Raw genomic sequence first — 13,634 nt, 5'->3', positions numbered from 1 at the left:
ACTAAACCACTCCCGGTACTTTAATTTTGCCCGTTACAGCGCTGTTAATTAGTGTGGTTTTATATTCTTTGAGTTTTTCTATCTGTGCTTGTTGTTGGCTTATAGCTTCATCATAACGCAAGCTCTCTTTCTCTAGAAAAGATACAATCATTTCTTGCTCATCCATCGGAGGTAAACATAGTTGATAGTTTCCGATAGATTCTTGAGAAATACCCAAGAAAGTAGCGCCAGTTCCGTTGATTTTGACGTAGTCTTGAAACTCTACACACATCATGTGGAAAAACATATACTTCGAATTGAAGTAAATATTGCCACTGTGTTTATCTTTCAAAGACCTAAATAAAAGCAAATGACTATTCAAACAAGCAGGACCGGGTAAATCACTGACAAATGCAAGTTTTCCCATATTTGCTCCATCTTTCATGAGCAAGATATCGCCTATTTGCAATTGAATATTTGTATCCATCAAATACCTTTCGTAAGAAACACGAGGGCATTTATTCCAATTGATAATATAATTATTAAAGTGAGCACTACTTAAAACATGTGGTCCTTCATCTGTATATTCTTCAGCTTTTAAACCTTGCCACCCTTGTCGCCCCTTCAAAGATGAAATATATTTAATTTTCGTTACTTCATTCCAATGCTCAGGTATTTTACCAATCCAATCGACACCAGAATCTTTCATTGGCACGGCTGGATTTAAACCTTGAGTAACTGCTTGTTGGATGATGATTTGCTTGCGCTCTTTTAACAGCTCAATTTGCTTCTCTTTGATGGCAATAGCTTCATCAATTTGCGCAGTTTTTTTATCGAGAAAGTTGGCAATGGCAGTTTGTTCATGCATCGGAGGCATTAATAGCAAGCTATTGGCTATATGATTAAAATTAATTGTTTGGCGAACACCTGAACCAAGCAATTTCATATAGGCAACATCATATCTATGTAGTAAGTATTTAAAGTACTCTTTGCTCATATTTACTTTATTTTTTAGCACGATATATCCAGCGCTAACTACAACGTCTATTTCTGACAATCCTATTCTTAAACTTATTAAATCGTAATTTAGATTAAGAGGATTTATTAAAAACTCACCGCTTAACACCTCTTGATATGAAGCCTTAGTTGAATGAGGGATTTTATCATCATCTTTAGTAACGACTTTACCAAAGCTAATTGATCCACAATTTAGACTCATATTTTGAGTATGCTTTTTCTCGAAAAAGATGTGTTTTAGTTTTTTTATTTCCCAATGTTCAGGTACTTTACTAATCCAACCTTCACCTGAGTCTTTATATGCCTCATACTTAGACATAGATGCTAACTCAGCCATTTTACTCTCCTTGTACTTCGGCTAAATCAACACCGAGAATATCCGCAATTAAGCCTTCAGCTTTTTGCTCTAAGTCGATAATATCGGTGGCAACTTCATCCATTGAACGCAATGGCTTGTGCTGATAGAAGTACTTGTTAAAGCTGATCTCATAGCCAATCTTAGTGCTGTCTAAATTAATCCAAGCCTCGCTAACATTTGGTTTTACTTCATCAAGAAAGTATTGGTGTATTTCGCTGTTATCTGTGTCTTTATCTTGGTTATAGGTCAGAGGTACTGATTCTGCATCACGTAAGTCTGTATTAGGTTCGTAAGTGGTAAATTCTAACTTTCTACCTTTTATCTCGTAATAACCAAATTCAGCTAATTCTGACGCTTCACAGCCTAGGTGATGTAATAGTTCGTCAAGCTTATCTTGTTTAAATTTAACGACTTTCTTGACCACTTTTACGGCATTTTCATCGTACCAACTTACTGCATCTAGAATGGCTTTCTTCTCTGAAGCACTAAGTTTAATTTCTAACGTTTTTAGCTCAGCATCAACATGTGCTTTGAATTGGTTGAAGTCGTTGCTTTCATTAGTAGAGCTACCACTTAAGCCCTTATTTTCAAAGGAAGCTTTTAATTGGTTAGCCGTATTTACAAGCTCTCTAAGTTTTTGCCACTGTTTGGTATCAAGCAGTTTGCTTTTTGCTTTGGCATTTAAACTAATGTCACTATCTTCACACCAAGCGACTACCTCTTTTTCAATACTCTTTAAGAAGCCTGTTTCATATACCTTGTCGCCATACTCACTAAACAAGTATTCCATAGGTTCTCGCAGTGATTTATCAAAACGCAGTGGTGCTATCAGCTCATCTTTAAATTGAGCGCAACGTCTGTCTGGGCGTTCAATGTTGACTTTGTAGTAACCGAAATCTTGGTTATCAAAAACCTTAGCTGCAATTCCGACAGGATCATTGTTGTCATTTAACTTACGCTCGACATTAGAAGCACTTAGGTATGTTTGCATAATCTCTGTAATATGCTCAGGCGCAAATTCACAATTTTTGTTACCTAAATTCTTTCGCAATTTTTTGAAGAGTAGACTGGAATCAATAAGCTGAACTTCACCTTTGCGCTCCTCAGGCTTGTTATTGCTAAGCAGCCAAATATAAGTAGTGATACCCGTGTTATAGAACAAGTTGTTTGGTAGTTGCACGATGGCATCGAGCATATCGTTTTCAATGATGTACCTGCGAATATTACTCTCACCAGAGCCTGCATCTCCTGTAAATAAGCTGGAGCCATTGTGAATAGAAGCCACGCGAGAACCCAATGGACTGATATCCAATGGCTTCATCTTGCTAACGACTTCCATGAGGAATAGCAACTGCCCATCGCTAGAGCGAGGGGTGGCATCGACTTTTGATTTATTGCCCCAATAATCAGCTAATTCAACGATAAAGCGCGGATCAATAACGTCAGAACCATCTTTAATATTCTTTAGTTCACTGGCCCAGCTTTTCCCATAAGGTGGATTTTGTGCAGAAAAATCAAAGGTTTTCCCAGCAAACTCATCAACTGAAAGCGTAGAGCCAACACGAATATTTTCTGGGTTATTGCCCTTGATCATCATATCTGACTTACATATGGCGTAAGTCTCATCATTAATTTCTTTACCAAACAGGTGAATATCGCGTTTTGTGCCTTCGATTGGGAACTTTTCTTCAATAAAGTTCTGCGCCTCAGTAAGCATACCGCCACTACCACACGCACTATCATAGATAGTTAATGGGTCAGGTAAATTACCTTTCAGCGGGTCAAACAACAGGTGGATCATCAATTCAATTACTTCGCGCGGAGTAAAGTGTTCACCTGCCTCTTCATTGTTTTCTTCATTAAACTTACGGATCAGCTCTTCGAAAACATAACCCATGCCAAGATTCGACAATGGCGGAAGCTTATTACCATCAGGATCTTCTTTATCGTGCGGGGTTAAGTTGATGTATGGCGATACAAACTTTTCGAGTACATCTAGTAATACATCTTTACCCGCCATATGCCGCACTTGTGCTTTAAGGTTAAAGCACTCGACTATCTCTTTTACGTTGGCACTAAAGCCGTTTAGGTATTCTTCAAAGTTTGCTAATAAGATTTGCTGGTTGTTTGTAGCCGTGCTGAACAAGCTTTTTAAAGTCCACTTTGACGTATTGTAAAACACATAACCAGTCTCTGCGGTTAAGGGCGCATCATCAAGCTCGGTAGCTTCCATTTCTTCTAGTTGAAACTTAACTTCAGCAAGCACTGCTTCTTTGGTTGGTTCTAGTAAAGTATCTAATCTGCGTAATACCACCATTGGCAAAATTACGTCACGATATTTACCTCGCACGTATACGTCTCGGAGGCAGTCGTCAGCAATTGACCAGATGAAAGAAACTAATTTGTTATGTACGCTGTGATCCATTGTTATTCCTATAAAAAGCGATTCTTTCACTTTGATTTAATCTTAAAATTCTATTTGTATCCGGGCGAGATTGTCATACTCGCCACGTTTTCCAATTCGTTTATATTGCTTAGCCAAAGTTGATACTCATCACCCACTAAGGAGGCATTTTTAGTACAATCTACATTCCACTGACGCATTAGGTAGCCAAGCAGGGCCTCTCTTACTTCTAACCGTAAAACACCATCAATCATGTTGTAATCTAGTTCTATCGCCTTTTTGTGCTTAATAGATGGATGAACACTTAACTCAACATTGATAATGTTGTTCCAACTGATGTCTTTTGCAGCGAGTTGATTGTCACTTACTGGCTGATGAATTTCTGAAACGTTTTGTAATCGCGTACAGACGAAATCACGAAACTCATTGGTTTTGCGATCGAGTGCTCTTACGTGCCATCGTTGACCGTTGTTAGCAATGGAATGTGGGACAATCTCTCTACTGCTTTCACCAGACGATAGGGAGACATAATCGCATCGGACCGCTTTCTTACTATTAATTGCACGCATTAAAGTCGCAATTACATTTGGTGATGGGTGGATTAAACGAGTCGCATCAAAACAATGTTTTGATGGTTGTGAACCATTCGATAATCCATCGCCAAAACCTCGGCAAAGACTAGTTAAAACGGCTTCAGGATTATGGGTAAATACAGGCTGGAATTCATTTGTACGATAATACTGTTTATCTTCATGCCTTAATTCAAGATTATCAGGCGCTAACTCTTTGTATAGAGTTAGATCTCTTGAGCAAGATGCAAGGCCAGTTTTGAAGTGATTGATCAGATCTGCACGCGCTATTTGCCCTACAAACTGTAGGCAAAAATCAATAAACGCAAGGCGCTCACGTTGTGCGTAGTTTAGCTTTTCTAAATCCATCTAATGCTTCATTAGTTATTTTTATGATTATTAATTATCAAAGTTACATTAATAAAAACCAATAAGCAATCATTTTGATAGCATCTTTTATATAAGTCCTAAAGTTCTGGTGCAAAGCTCCACTAACTGCTACTCAATAATTATGCTCAAAATCAATAACTCTCCTATTTTCTAAATAAATTGAAATTTTTGTTTGAATTTTTAGCGAATTTAACTAACTGATATTTAAATAAATAAAAATCACCACAGTGCTCACTGTGTACTATCTAGTTGATTTTATTGTATTTTTATAATTTTAAAACTGAGAAAACATATTATAATGAAATAAAAATCGTCGTTGATTGGTTGATTGGTTGATTGGTTGATTGGTTGAGATTAAAGAGAGTAAGCGTGAAAAAAGAAAGTTCTGTTATTGAGTTAAAGAAATCAGGTAGAAAGCCAAAAATTTCGCTAGAGCAAGTAATAAAAGCATCGGGAATATTACAGCAGCAAAAAAGAGAGATAACGGGATGGACATTACGTGATGTTATCGGCTCTGGTGGTCCGCAGTATTTACTGGGACTATGGAATGAATATGAAGAAAAAGAAGGCTTGGTATCTAAGGATACCGAGGTAACTACAGAAGGGCATGTTCTTTCCGCAGAGTTAGAAGAAAAAGTAAGTACATTTCTGATGGATATTTCTAAACAAGTAAATGACTTTGCTTTAGAAAGTGATCAAGCAGCAACGCGTATATCTGAGAAGAAGGCTAGAGCCGCATACGAAACTTTGATGACAACTAATAAACAATTAGTCGATGAGCAAGATTTGGCAAATCGATTAATAGAAGAAGCGGATACATTGAATGAACAGCAGCTAGAAGCGATAAAGCTATTGGAAGACGCAAATTTAGCACTATCTGAAAAAGAGCAAAATTTACTATTAAAGATAGAACAACTTGAGTCTATTAATGCAGAAGCACTGAAAGAATTAGATTTATGTAAAGAGCAGCTTCATATTGAAAAAATCCAAACTTCAGAATTAGAAAAGGTTGAAGTAAGACTTAAAACTCAAGTAGAGGTTGCTATAGAAGATAAAAATCAAGCAACCGATAAATTAACAAATATTCAAAGAAAATTGGCAGAAAAGGAATTCACTATTGAATCACTTGAGAAGTTGCTGAAAGAAAGAGAACTTGAATTTAAATCGAAAGGAATAGGCGAGGTATGAAACCTAGCACAATATTGTTCGATTGGTTCATTGTGGAAATTGTTCCAGCAACTCCAATTAAAAGCAGTGCAAAATCCTTGTTTTTGTGGGGGCTTGTGAAGAAAGATCAACTAGAACGGTACTGTTACGGGGATTACGCATGTACTTCTATGATCAAATCTATCTCGCCAGCTATGAGACAAGTAGTTACTGCGTCAAATCATATTTATACGCTATTGGGGCCGGGACACCGTATCAAAGTATCTGTTGATGAGTTTGAAATGCTTAGAAATGGTTACTCTCCCAGTGAAATCAAATTTATAAAATCCAATTAAGAGGTAATTAAATGCAAAATGTAATCGATACAGATCAGAAGTTAACAGAGGCGTTGAACAGCGGAAATATATTGGTTCTTGATCAACCTGCGAAGCAATGGCTGCTTTTTGAGAATGGGGAACAGAATGATGTAGAAATATCTATAACAGTTAACGTTGACCAGTTTGAAACGTTGGAAAGCTTGGCATCTGCTGGTGCGATTTACAAGAACTCCTTCATGACATCAAATACGATGATGCTTCTTAGTTATATGAGCTGGGATGTAGCAAACGAAATTCAGAAAAATGAAGAACCTGAATTCGAGATGTAACATGGCAAAAATTGGCTTCGCTAGGGTTTCGACAAATCAACAAGATCTCCGTATTCAACTAGATACGCTTAAAGAAATTGGCTGTGACCCTATATTTTATGGAAAACAATCAGGTGTATCAGACGAGAATGAAAAACAGCTTGATGAGTTAATCCAATACATTCGTAATGACGATGTAATATTTGTAACAAAACTGGATAGGTTGGGACGGTCACTCAAATCTGTTCTATCTACAATAGAAAGTATACATCATAAAGGTGCCACCATTAAAAGCTTGGATGGCGTTATTGATACTAGTAATCAGAGTCCATTTGCTAAGGCAATGGTTAACTTAATAGGCACTTTTGCTCAGCTAGAGCGTGATCTTATTGTTTCTAGAACAAGTGAAGGGCGCAATGCTGCAATCAAAGCTGGAGTAACTTTTGGCAGACCTCTGTCGCTGCTAAAACAAGATAGAGACAACATAAGAAAACTGTTAAGTAGCAAGTCTTTTAGTATTAACCAACTAGCCGAAAAATATAAAGTTTCAAGAACTACTATTAGAAGAATTCGTGATGAATGAATTTTTACCCTATACGAATTAAAAAAGCGGGCAATCTAAATGCACAAATTAAAAATAAAACAAAGTTGCGTTATTTCTCTTTATGATGAAGTTATCAAGCCTGAGTTTCATCATGCTGATATTCTCTTACTCTTGATTGAATACAAAGACACAATGGGCTTGACTCGTTATAAAGAAGCAGTGACATCAAAAATAATTAGCCGCGTAATAAAAGCAGATAGATTAGAAATCTCAACGTATTTCGGAAACTCTTATCTTATCGACTCAAAGTATGATGTTATTGAAATGACAATGATGGATTTTGTGGTTCATGTTAGCGATCAGTTTATGCACGAAGATAGAGCACAATTTTTTACTCGGAATTCATTAACAAAGAAGTAACTTGAGAAATTAAATTAACCATTGCTTAAGCAACTAACCTGAGGTCCCAAACATGGAAAAATCGCAGCTACCTAATTCGTCACCTAAAACTCCATCCGCTGTTAAAATTGATAACATCGACATCTATCGAGAATTTTCCAGAACAGCGCTTTGTTTTGTAGGAGAAAAGAAGCTTGCATGTCACTTAGATAAATCAAAGGATTTTAACAAGTGTAATAATTGCCTTTACTATGTTCAGATCAAGTAGCAAGTAATCTTATCCAAGCCTTGTTTGGCAAGGCTCCAAATTCACCACTGCCACTACAAAGTAAGTGGACACAAGTATTAATATTTGTTCACCTTGTTTTAGGGATGAACATAAGTTTGATATTAGAGTTATGTTCATGGACAAAAGTAAAATCAAACTTTTGTCCATATTGGTTTCCAAATTTTAAGAATTTAAATCGCGACAGGCGCTTTAATATTTGGATGTGCGTCGTAACCGACAATTTCAAAATCTTCAAACTTGTAATCATAAATAGATTCTGGTTTTCTATTTATCTTAAGTTCGGGTAAAGATTTAGGCTCACGAGACATTTGCTCTTGAATTTGCTCCATGTGATTAGAGTAGGCATGTAAATCACCAAAGCTCACTATAACTTCACCCGGCTCAAGATCACATTGTTGGCAGAGCATATGAACGAGCAAAGACAGGCTAGCAATATTGTATGGAAGTCCCAAGAAAATATCTGAGCTTCTAATATACAATTGACCAGAGAGCTTTCCGTTAGCTACATAGAATTGATAAAGCAAGTGACAAGGAGGTAATGCCATTTTGCCATTTTTTACGTTTTCATGAGGGCTGACGGTTTCATCAGGCAGATACTCAACATTCCATCCATGAAATAGTATTCTTCGGCTATTTGGGTTGTTTTTAAGTGTATCAACTACATAGTCAATTTGGTTTATTGTTCCGCCATCTTTTGTAGGCCATGCCGTCCATTGAGCACCATAGATTGGCCCTAATGAACCATCCTCTAAAGCCCACTCATCCCAAATTTTTACACCATTTTCATTTAACCAATTGTTGTTTGTATCACCATTCAAAAACCAAATTAACTCATTGGCAATACTTTTAAAGTGAAGTTTTTTGGTAGTCAGTAACGGAAATCCTTTTGAAAGATCATGCCTAATCTGGCGGCCAAAAACAGAAGTTGTACCAGTCCCCGTTCGATCACCTTTTTGCGTGCCGTTTTCGAGTACATCTTTTAATAATTCTAAATATGCTTTCATTATTTTAAATCTCTTAGTAAATCTTGTAATTGTTCATTTTTAGCTTGAAGAGCCTTTATTGTTTCTTTCTGTTTGTCGAACTCTCGTTTGTAATAACTTGCATTATCAATCGATCTTTGTAGCTGTCTTTCAAAATCATCCCTATCATCTTTTGCTTTTACAAATTCAGAAAACCAATAAACAACTTCTTTTGCGATTTTATCACGTTCTTCTGTAATAGTTTCGAGTTCAGTTTGCTTTTGTACTTTATTCTCAAGAGCCTTTTTTTCTCTTTGTTCTTTTATTTCTTTAAGTCTAGTTTTTGGAAACCCTCTATCGGCAACAGTATTTCTACTAACTCCGGATAACCTAGAGACTTCTTGGATGGTAGCTTTTAAACTGTTGTTCTTACTTATTTCATTAAGGGCATTATTTAATTTACGGGTGTTTTCATCATAATCGAGCTGATTTTTCTCATCATAGGCTTGTGTGCTCATCAATCAACAGCCTCCCCTAAATAAATTAAAACTTGTTTAGCCTCTTCAATTGCTTCAGTTAGCTGGCTTTGTCTATCTTCATAACCATCTTTACCAAGTAAGGCAACGTTAGACGCGTAAACCTCTTTCCATTTGGGGATATTTGCTTTTCCCACTATAGCATTTTTACATCTAATTGGGTTGCACCTGAGGGAGCCAATACAAGGGATACTTTTGTCATAATCTTCCATTCCACCAAAGCAAAACCCAGTTCCAACATTAATCACCGCCATTCCCTGCTCTGCCATAGCATCAAAGATCTCATCCTTGGTATACCCTAGATCCATATAGCCTTGAAAAACTTTATTTAACCTAGCTTTGTGCTCTTGAGCTTTAGGACCAGCATAAACACCATCAGGATCCATAACCGTTTTAATTCGCTCAACTTCAGCGTCGCGTCTAATTGACTTATTCATCGACTTATTAGCTATTATGTTTTCCGCTATTTCACCGTAACCCAAAGTTGTTCCACTTGAACTTCCAAAACTTGTGTATTTACCAACGTCATCAACAACATGTTTCAACTGAAAAGAAATAAATGGCAGCCCAAGTTCAATTCGGTGCAGTTGATAGGCTAAGGAATGACGAAACATATAAGCATTGAATTTAATTGCCTTAGTTCGTTCTTTTCCTAAAACAACATTTAAGTAGTTATCAATAAAGTGCTTAATTCCCGCTGAACCCATACTACTTGCAGTTTTTTCTGGTGAAACTGTATCCATGTTGCTAAATAAAAAGTCGTTATTCTTTAAAGGTGAAATCAACGAAGCTGCTTTAATAGCGTCCTTCATTATTGGTATTGCAACCCATTTATCGTCAAACAAGGTTAAGTTTTCTAAATCATTTTTCTTAACATTTGAAACTAAGACGTCAAACCCTTCATGTTCAATCAAACAACTACTAATTCTAATTTCACTCAACTCCTCTGGCCGCATGCCAGTTAACTGAGCAGTTAAAAATGACGAAGCGTAATAAACTTGGTTGACATAGTTTCTGACATGATCAAAGTGCCGAATATTATGTTTACTATTCATGACTTTTCGAATTTCCTCGTGGTAATATAACTTTCCTGAAGGATCGCAAAACTCACTTGGGATCTGGCATTTAGAAGCAATAAAACTTTGAGAGTAACCTTTTGACCATAGTCTCAATAGAACATAATCATTAAGAGTGCTTTCATCAAAATCAAAGTTTAAATCGCGCTTCTTATTGAAAGCATTAAAATGTTTTAAAGCAGTTTTATCTTCAATTTCCTGAGATATTCGAGTTAAGAAATCAATTACAGTAAAAGTGGAATGAAGCATCAACTGTTCAAAGTCTTCGTTTTCAAAATATTGCTTTGCTTCTCTTTTTTTAATCTCATGTGCAGGCCATTCCAATGACTCAAAATCGATTTTAATGCTAGAGCCTAAAATATTTTTGGTAAAAGGATGGGTCAAATAATAAAAAAACCTTCTCAGCTCTGTCCCAGCTATATATTCAAAACTTTTCGCGGTTTCCCTAAAATCACTATCCAAGATATCTGTCAAACTTTGAAAGCGCTCGTCTACGAACTCTTGGCCTAAAGAGCTTAAATCTTCAAATACTTTATCGATGTACCTTAACCCAGCTCGAAACTGGGTTATCACTGTATTTGGCCTGATAGCAATTCGTTCTTTTCTTTTAGTCTTTTTCTTCTTTTTACTAAAAGCTATAGGAATTACTGTACACATGTGCAGAAGGCACTTGATCTCTGTCATAACAAAATCAGGAATACTGGGATAATCATTAAAGTCAATTCGAAGCTTAGCCCCCTGAACTGATTTAGGAGGATTAAGGTAGTCCTCATTATAATCCCAGACATGCTCATGAAACTGACTTTTCTTTGTGACTTTTAAATTTAATAAATTAGGTAACCAACTGACGGTAGCTGGCAATTCCATATCATTTTTAAGTTCGTTGAATTGTCCAATAATTGGAATCAAAACAGTTTTATTTTGAGCGAAGTTTTTAACTAATGTCACGCTTGCATCGATGTTGTAATTTTCCATTATGCTGTTACTCCATCTATGACTGCTGTTTCTTCAAATTGTGCAAGTTTCTCAGCTTTAAACAGAACTTCTGCATCAAAATCAGACTTCTTAGGATTAAGAATCTCATCTAACAGACATAGATTTTCTTCAATTACATAACCATGTGGAGTATCCATAATTCGATTTCTTTGCATCAAGAGCATGTAATCTCTCTTCATTGCAAAAAGCATTGGTAGCTTATCAACGGTTATCATTACATTTTCACATGACAGGCATTTATTATACTGAGAGCAAGGACTTCCCTTCTTAAATCCTGACATTTTCTTAACAAAATCTGGTGGCGAGAATATATTTGAGCAGCCCCCAAGTGGGGTTGTGAAAATGACTTTATCCGGATTGTCTAAAAACTTATTAGACACTTCATCATCAGCTTTAACAAAAATACGATTATGGATTTTACTAATTGCTTCAGTCAACTTCTCTCTAGCTATCCTATTAAAGTCTAACTTGTCCAAATAATTCATTGTTGTTTCTATGTTTGAATGGCCAAGCATTAATTGGATTTCTCTAATACTTACACCTGCCTCAACTAACTCACTAACGAACGTTGGTCTAAATCGACTAATTGTAAATACTAATGGTTCCCCACTTTCAGACTTTAAATCATGTTTCACGACAAAATTAGAATAGATAGAAGTTGTTTGCCGCTTCAAATCGGAAAAAGATCTAATTTCTCCATGTGTTGTTTGCCCTGTACTCTTATATATGAACAACTTATCTTTAATATGCTCCGGAGCATCTTTGCGGATGCTCTCAGTAACTCTAATGACGTTCTCGAATACGTCCTTTACTTCTTCGCTTTGCTTTTTCGATAACCACTGAAGCTTAGATTCAAAAAGGTCTAAATGGAGTTGCATACCTCCAGAGCTTCTCTCTTTCCAATATCTCAAACATGGTTTTTGTGTGGTTTCGTGGGCAATTACAAAATCATCTACGTACAGATCAAATAGAGGATCCGCATTCATTCCAGTAATTTGCGCTAAACGAAAAACAAATGGTGCGATCACATCCGCATCAATAATCGAAGGTACTCCCCAACTTCGATATACATTGTGCAACCCAATATCTAGCTTTCCGATTATTTTAAGAAAGCCTTTTTCTTCAGGCGTTTGAGCATCATTGAAAGAAGTCGGAGTGCAATTTAAATTATTTTCAAACAAATATCTTGCATTTTCAATTTTAGAAAAACTGGGCTTAATGAAACCATTTTCATCTAAAGGATATTCACCTTCTCCTGATTTTTGGTATGGTTCAAATAAAACTATGATGTCATCAATTGAGGCTTGAATAGCCTCAGTTATCGCCTGACGCTCACTTTTTAAATAAGGCTTATAAGTATCTGTAACACGACCGCGAGTTTTCATTTCTACGTCATAGAAACTGTGAAAATTGATGTCCTTGAGTTTTGTAGCGCGTTTCAGTAGCTGTCGAACCGAACTAACGATTGTTGGAGCGTTGCTAGGTGCAATGCTTCCGCCATGCATTTTAGGGATAACATAGTCTTGCTTAAATCTAACTAGTAAAAACTCACTTAAAATATCTTGAAGCGATGATTTGGGATCAATATCATTCTGCTCTAAAAATCTGCACAAGTGACTGTACGCTTCCTGCGGCTTCTTTTTACTTGAGGCTGATGCTGCTCCATTTCTAACTAAAGCGGCTAATTGCTTTAGCTGCACGAATGGTTCATCGGAACTTTCAACTCCAACAAATTCTTTATATGAATTGAGTGACTTTGTCGCTAATTCGTCCCACCGTTGCACTGCTTCTTGTTGTTTGTTCCTATATTCTTGATCATAAAGAACATCTCTGTCCTTAACTGCGCGGTAATTGCAATCAAGCCCTCCTAATTCTATTAGCTCAGCGTTCAACTCGTTACCAAGATCTGTAACAATTTGATACCCTTTACCTCCGCGCCAATTCTTAATATACGTCTTAAAACGAATTGAATTTCCGAAAGTTTTAACACTAAGCTTTTCTTCTGTAGTTAGGTTATCCCACCAATACTTTGTTGTTCTTCGGACTTCCAGTGCTGACGCGATCTGCTCTTTTAAAATTACACCTTCTTCTTTAAGAATATTGTTCAATTTCTCAAGATAAGGGCTGTATGCATTACTTTTAGATGAAGCAATCTTAAGTCCAAGATTTCTGTTTAACTCAGCACAAGATGCGGCTGCTGAATATCCATTTTTCTTAGGGATATGAGAAACCGAAATACCCCAAGCTTTATTGCGGTTCGTATCTATTTCATTTACGAAGTTTTCTAAAGTTTTAACTTTTGGATTTTGCATTATTAACTCCT

The 13,634-nt window shown here is 36.5% G+C and carries 12 protein-coding genes; 5 read left to right on the top strand and 7 right to left on the bottom strand.

From position 1 onward, the window contains the following. Position 1: 1 nt before the first annotated feature. The 3 genes from ATS76_RS02675 to ATS76_RS02665 are packed head-to-tail and all read right to left on the bottom strand — an operon-like array spanning position 2 to position 4,696. A complete protein-coding gene (locus ATS76_RS02675) occupies positions 2–1,333 on the bottom strand; it encodes a restriction endonuclease subunit S (protein ID WP_058550937.1) in 1,332 nt (443 codons plus the stop codon). A 1-nt stretch (position 1,334) separates the two neighbouring features. Then, positions 1,335–3,779, bottom strand: a complete 2,445-nt coding sequence (locus ATS76_RS02670) for a type I restriction-modification system subunit M (protein WP_058550936.1) — start codon at positions 3,777–3,779, stop codon at positions 1,335–1,337. 50 nt (positions 3,780–3,829) lie between these two features. Further along, the gene (locus tag ATS76_RS02665; protein WP_058550935.1) at positions 3,830–4,696 is read right to left on the bottom strand and encodes a WYL domain-containing protein; all 867 of its coding nucleotides are present in this window, start codon (positions 4,694–4,696) and stop codon (positions 3,830–3,832) included. A gap of 390 nt (positions 4,697–5,086) precedes the next feature. Between ATS76_RS02665 and ATS76_RS02660 the strand changes: the two genes are divergently transcribed. Genes ATS76_RS02660 through ATS76_RS02640 form a run of 5 tightly spaced genes read left to right on the top strand, consistent with a single transcriptional unit; the run spans position 5,087 to position 7,473 of the window. Next, a complete protein-coding gene (locus ATS76_RS02660) occupies positions 5,087–5,905 on the top strand; it encodes a DNA-binding protein (protein WP_058550934.1) in 819 nt (272 codons plus the stop codon). Next, entirely contained in the window at positions 5,902–6,219 is a 318-nt protein-coding gene (locus tag ATS76_RS02655; RefSeq protein WP_058550933.1) for a hypothetical protein, read from the top strand. The genes ATS76_RS02660 and ATS76_RS02655 overlap by 4 nt, the downstream gene beginning before the upstream one ends. Before the next feature lie 11 nt (positions 6,220–6,230). Beyond that, entirely contained in the window at positions 6,231–6,530 is a 300-nt protein-coding gene (locus ATS76_RS02650; protein ID WP_058550932.1) for a hypothetical protein, read from the top strand. A 1-nt stretch (position 6,531) separates the two neighbouring features. Next, positions 6,532–7,092: a recombinase family protein gene (locus ATS76_RS02645; RefSeq protein ID WP_058550931.1), complete on the top strand. Its 561-nt coding sequence runs from the start codon at positions 6,532–6,534 to the stop codon at positions 7,090–7,092. A 39-nt stretch (positions 7,093–7,131) separates the two neighbouring features. Continuing rightward, a complete protein-coding gene (locus ATS76_RS02640) occupies positions 7,132–7,473 on the top strand; it encodes a hypothetical protein (RefSeq protein ID WP_058550930.1) in 342 nt (113 codons plus the stop codon). A 438-nt stretch (positions 7,474–7,911) separates the two neighbouring features. Here ATS76_RS02640 and ATS76_RS02630 read toward each other — a convergent pair whose 3' ends face one another. From ATS76_RS02630 to ATS76_RS02615, 4 genes are read right to left on the bottom strand one after another with little or no spacing between them, the layout of a single operon-like run. Next, positions 7,912–8,745, bottom strand: coding sequence for a thymidylate synthase (locus ATS76_RS02630; RefSeq protein ID WP_058550928.1), 834 nt, complete (start codon positions 8,743–8,745; stop codon positions 7,912–7,914). Then, positions 8,745–9,221: a hypothetical protein gene (locus tag ATS76_RS02625; protein WP_058550927.1), complete on the bottom strand. Its 477-nt coding sequence runs from the start codon at positions 9,219–9,221 to the stop codon at positions 8,745–8,747. The genes ATS76_RS02630 and ATS76_RS02625 overlap by 1 nt, the downstream gene beginning before the upstream one ends. Further along, entirely contained in the window at positions 9,221–11,290 is a 2,070-nt protein-coding gene (locus ATS76_RS02620; protein WP_058550926.1) for a site-specific integrase, read from the bottom strand. The genes ATS76_RS02625 and ATS76_RS02620 overlap by 1 nt, the downstream gene beginning before the upstream one ends. Then, positions 11,290–13,623 (bottom strand): site-specific integrase, encoded by a 2,334-nt coding sequence (locus ATS76_RS02615; RefSeq protein ID WP_058550925.1) that lies wholly within the window; start codon positions 13,621–13,623, stop codon positions 11,290–11,292. The genes ATS76_RS02620 and ATS76_RS02615 overlap by 1 nt, the downstream gene beginning before the upstream one ends. Positions 13,624–13,634 lie beyond the last annotated feature (11 nt).

The sequence above is a fragment of the Pseudoalteromonas sp. 10-33 genome (assembly GCF_001469195.1).
In the GTDB taxonomy this organism is placed as follows: Bacteria; Pseudomonadota; Gammaproteobacteria; order Enterobacterales; family Alteromonadaceae; genus Pseudoalteromonas.
The sequence above is the reverse complement of the archived record's forward strand: the minus strand, read 5'-3'. Positions and strand labels throughout refer to the sequence as shown.

Bases quoted from the DNA above. Each gene is read 5' to 3' on its own strand.
- ATS76_RS02675 (WP_058550937.1), bottom strand. From the start codon at position 1,333: ATGGCTGAGTTAGCATCTATGTCTAAGTATGAGGCATATAAAGACTCA.
- ATS76_RS02670 (WP_058550936.1), bottom strand. From the start codon at position 3,779: ATGGATCACAGCGTACATAACAAATTAGTTTCTTTCATCTGGTCAATT.
- ATS76_RS02665 (WP_058550935.1), bottom strand. From the start codon at position 4,696: ATGGATTTAGAAAAGCTAAACTACGCACAACGTGAGCGCCTTGCGTTT.
- ATS76_RS02655 (WP_058550933.1), top strand. From the start codon at position 5,902: ATGAAACCTAGCACAATATTGTTCGATTGGTTCATTGTGGAAATTGTT.
- ATS76_RS02650 (WP_058550932.1), top strand. From the start codon at position 6,231: ATGCAAAATGTAATCGATACAGATCAGAAGTTAACAGAGGCGTTGAAC.
- ATS76_RS02645 (WP_058550931.1), top strand. From the start codon at position 6,532: ATGGCAAAAATTGGCTTCGCTAGGGTTTCGACAAATCAACAAGATCTC.
- ATS76_RS02640 (WP_058550930.1), top strand. From the start codon at position 7,132: ATGCACAAATTAAAAATAAAACAAAGTTGCGTTATTTCTCTTTATGAT.
- ATS76_RS02630 (WP_058550928.1), bottom strand. From the start codon at position 8,745: ATGAAAGCATATTTAGAATTATTAAAAGATGTACTCGAAAACGGCACG.
- ATS76_RS02625 (WP_058550927.1), bottom strand. From the start codon at position 9,221: ATGAGCACACAAGCCTATGATGAGAAAAATCAGCTCGATTATGATGAA.
- ATS76_RS02620 (WP_058550926.1), bottom strand. From the start codon at position 11,290: ATGGAAAATTACAACATCGATGCAAGCGTGACATTAGTTAAAAACTTC.
- ATS76_RS02615 (WP_058550925.1), bottom strand. From the start codon at position 13,623: ATGCAAAATCCAAAAGTTAAAACTTTAGAAAACTTCGTAAATGAAATA.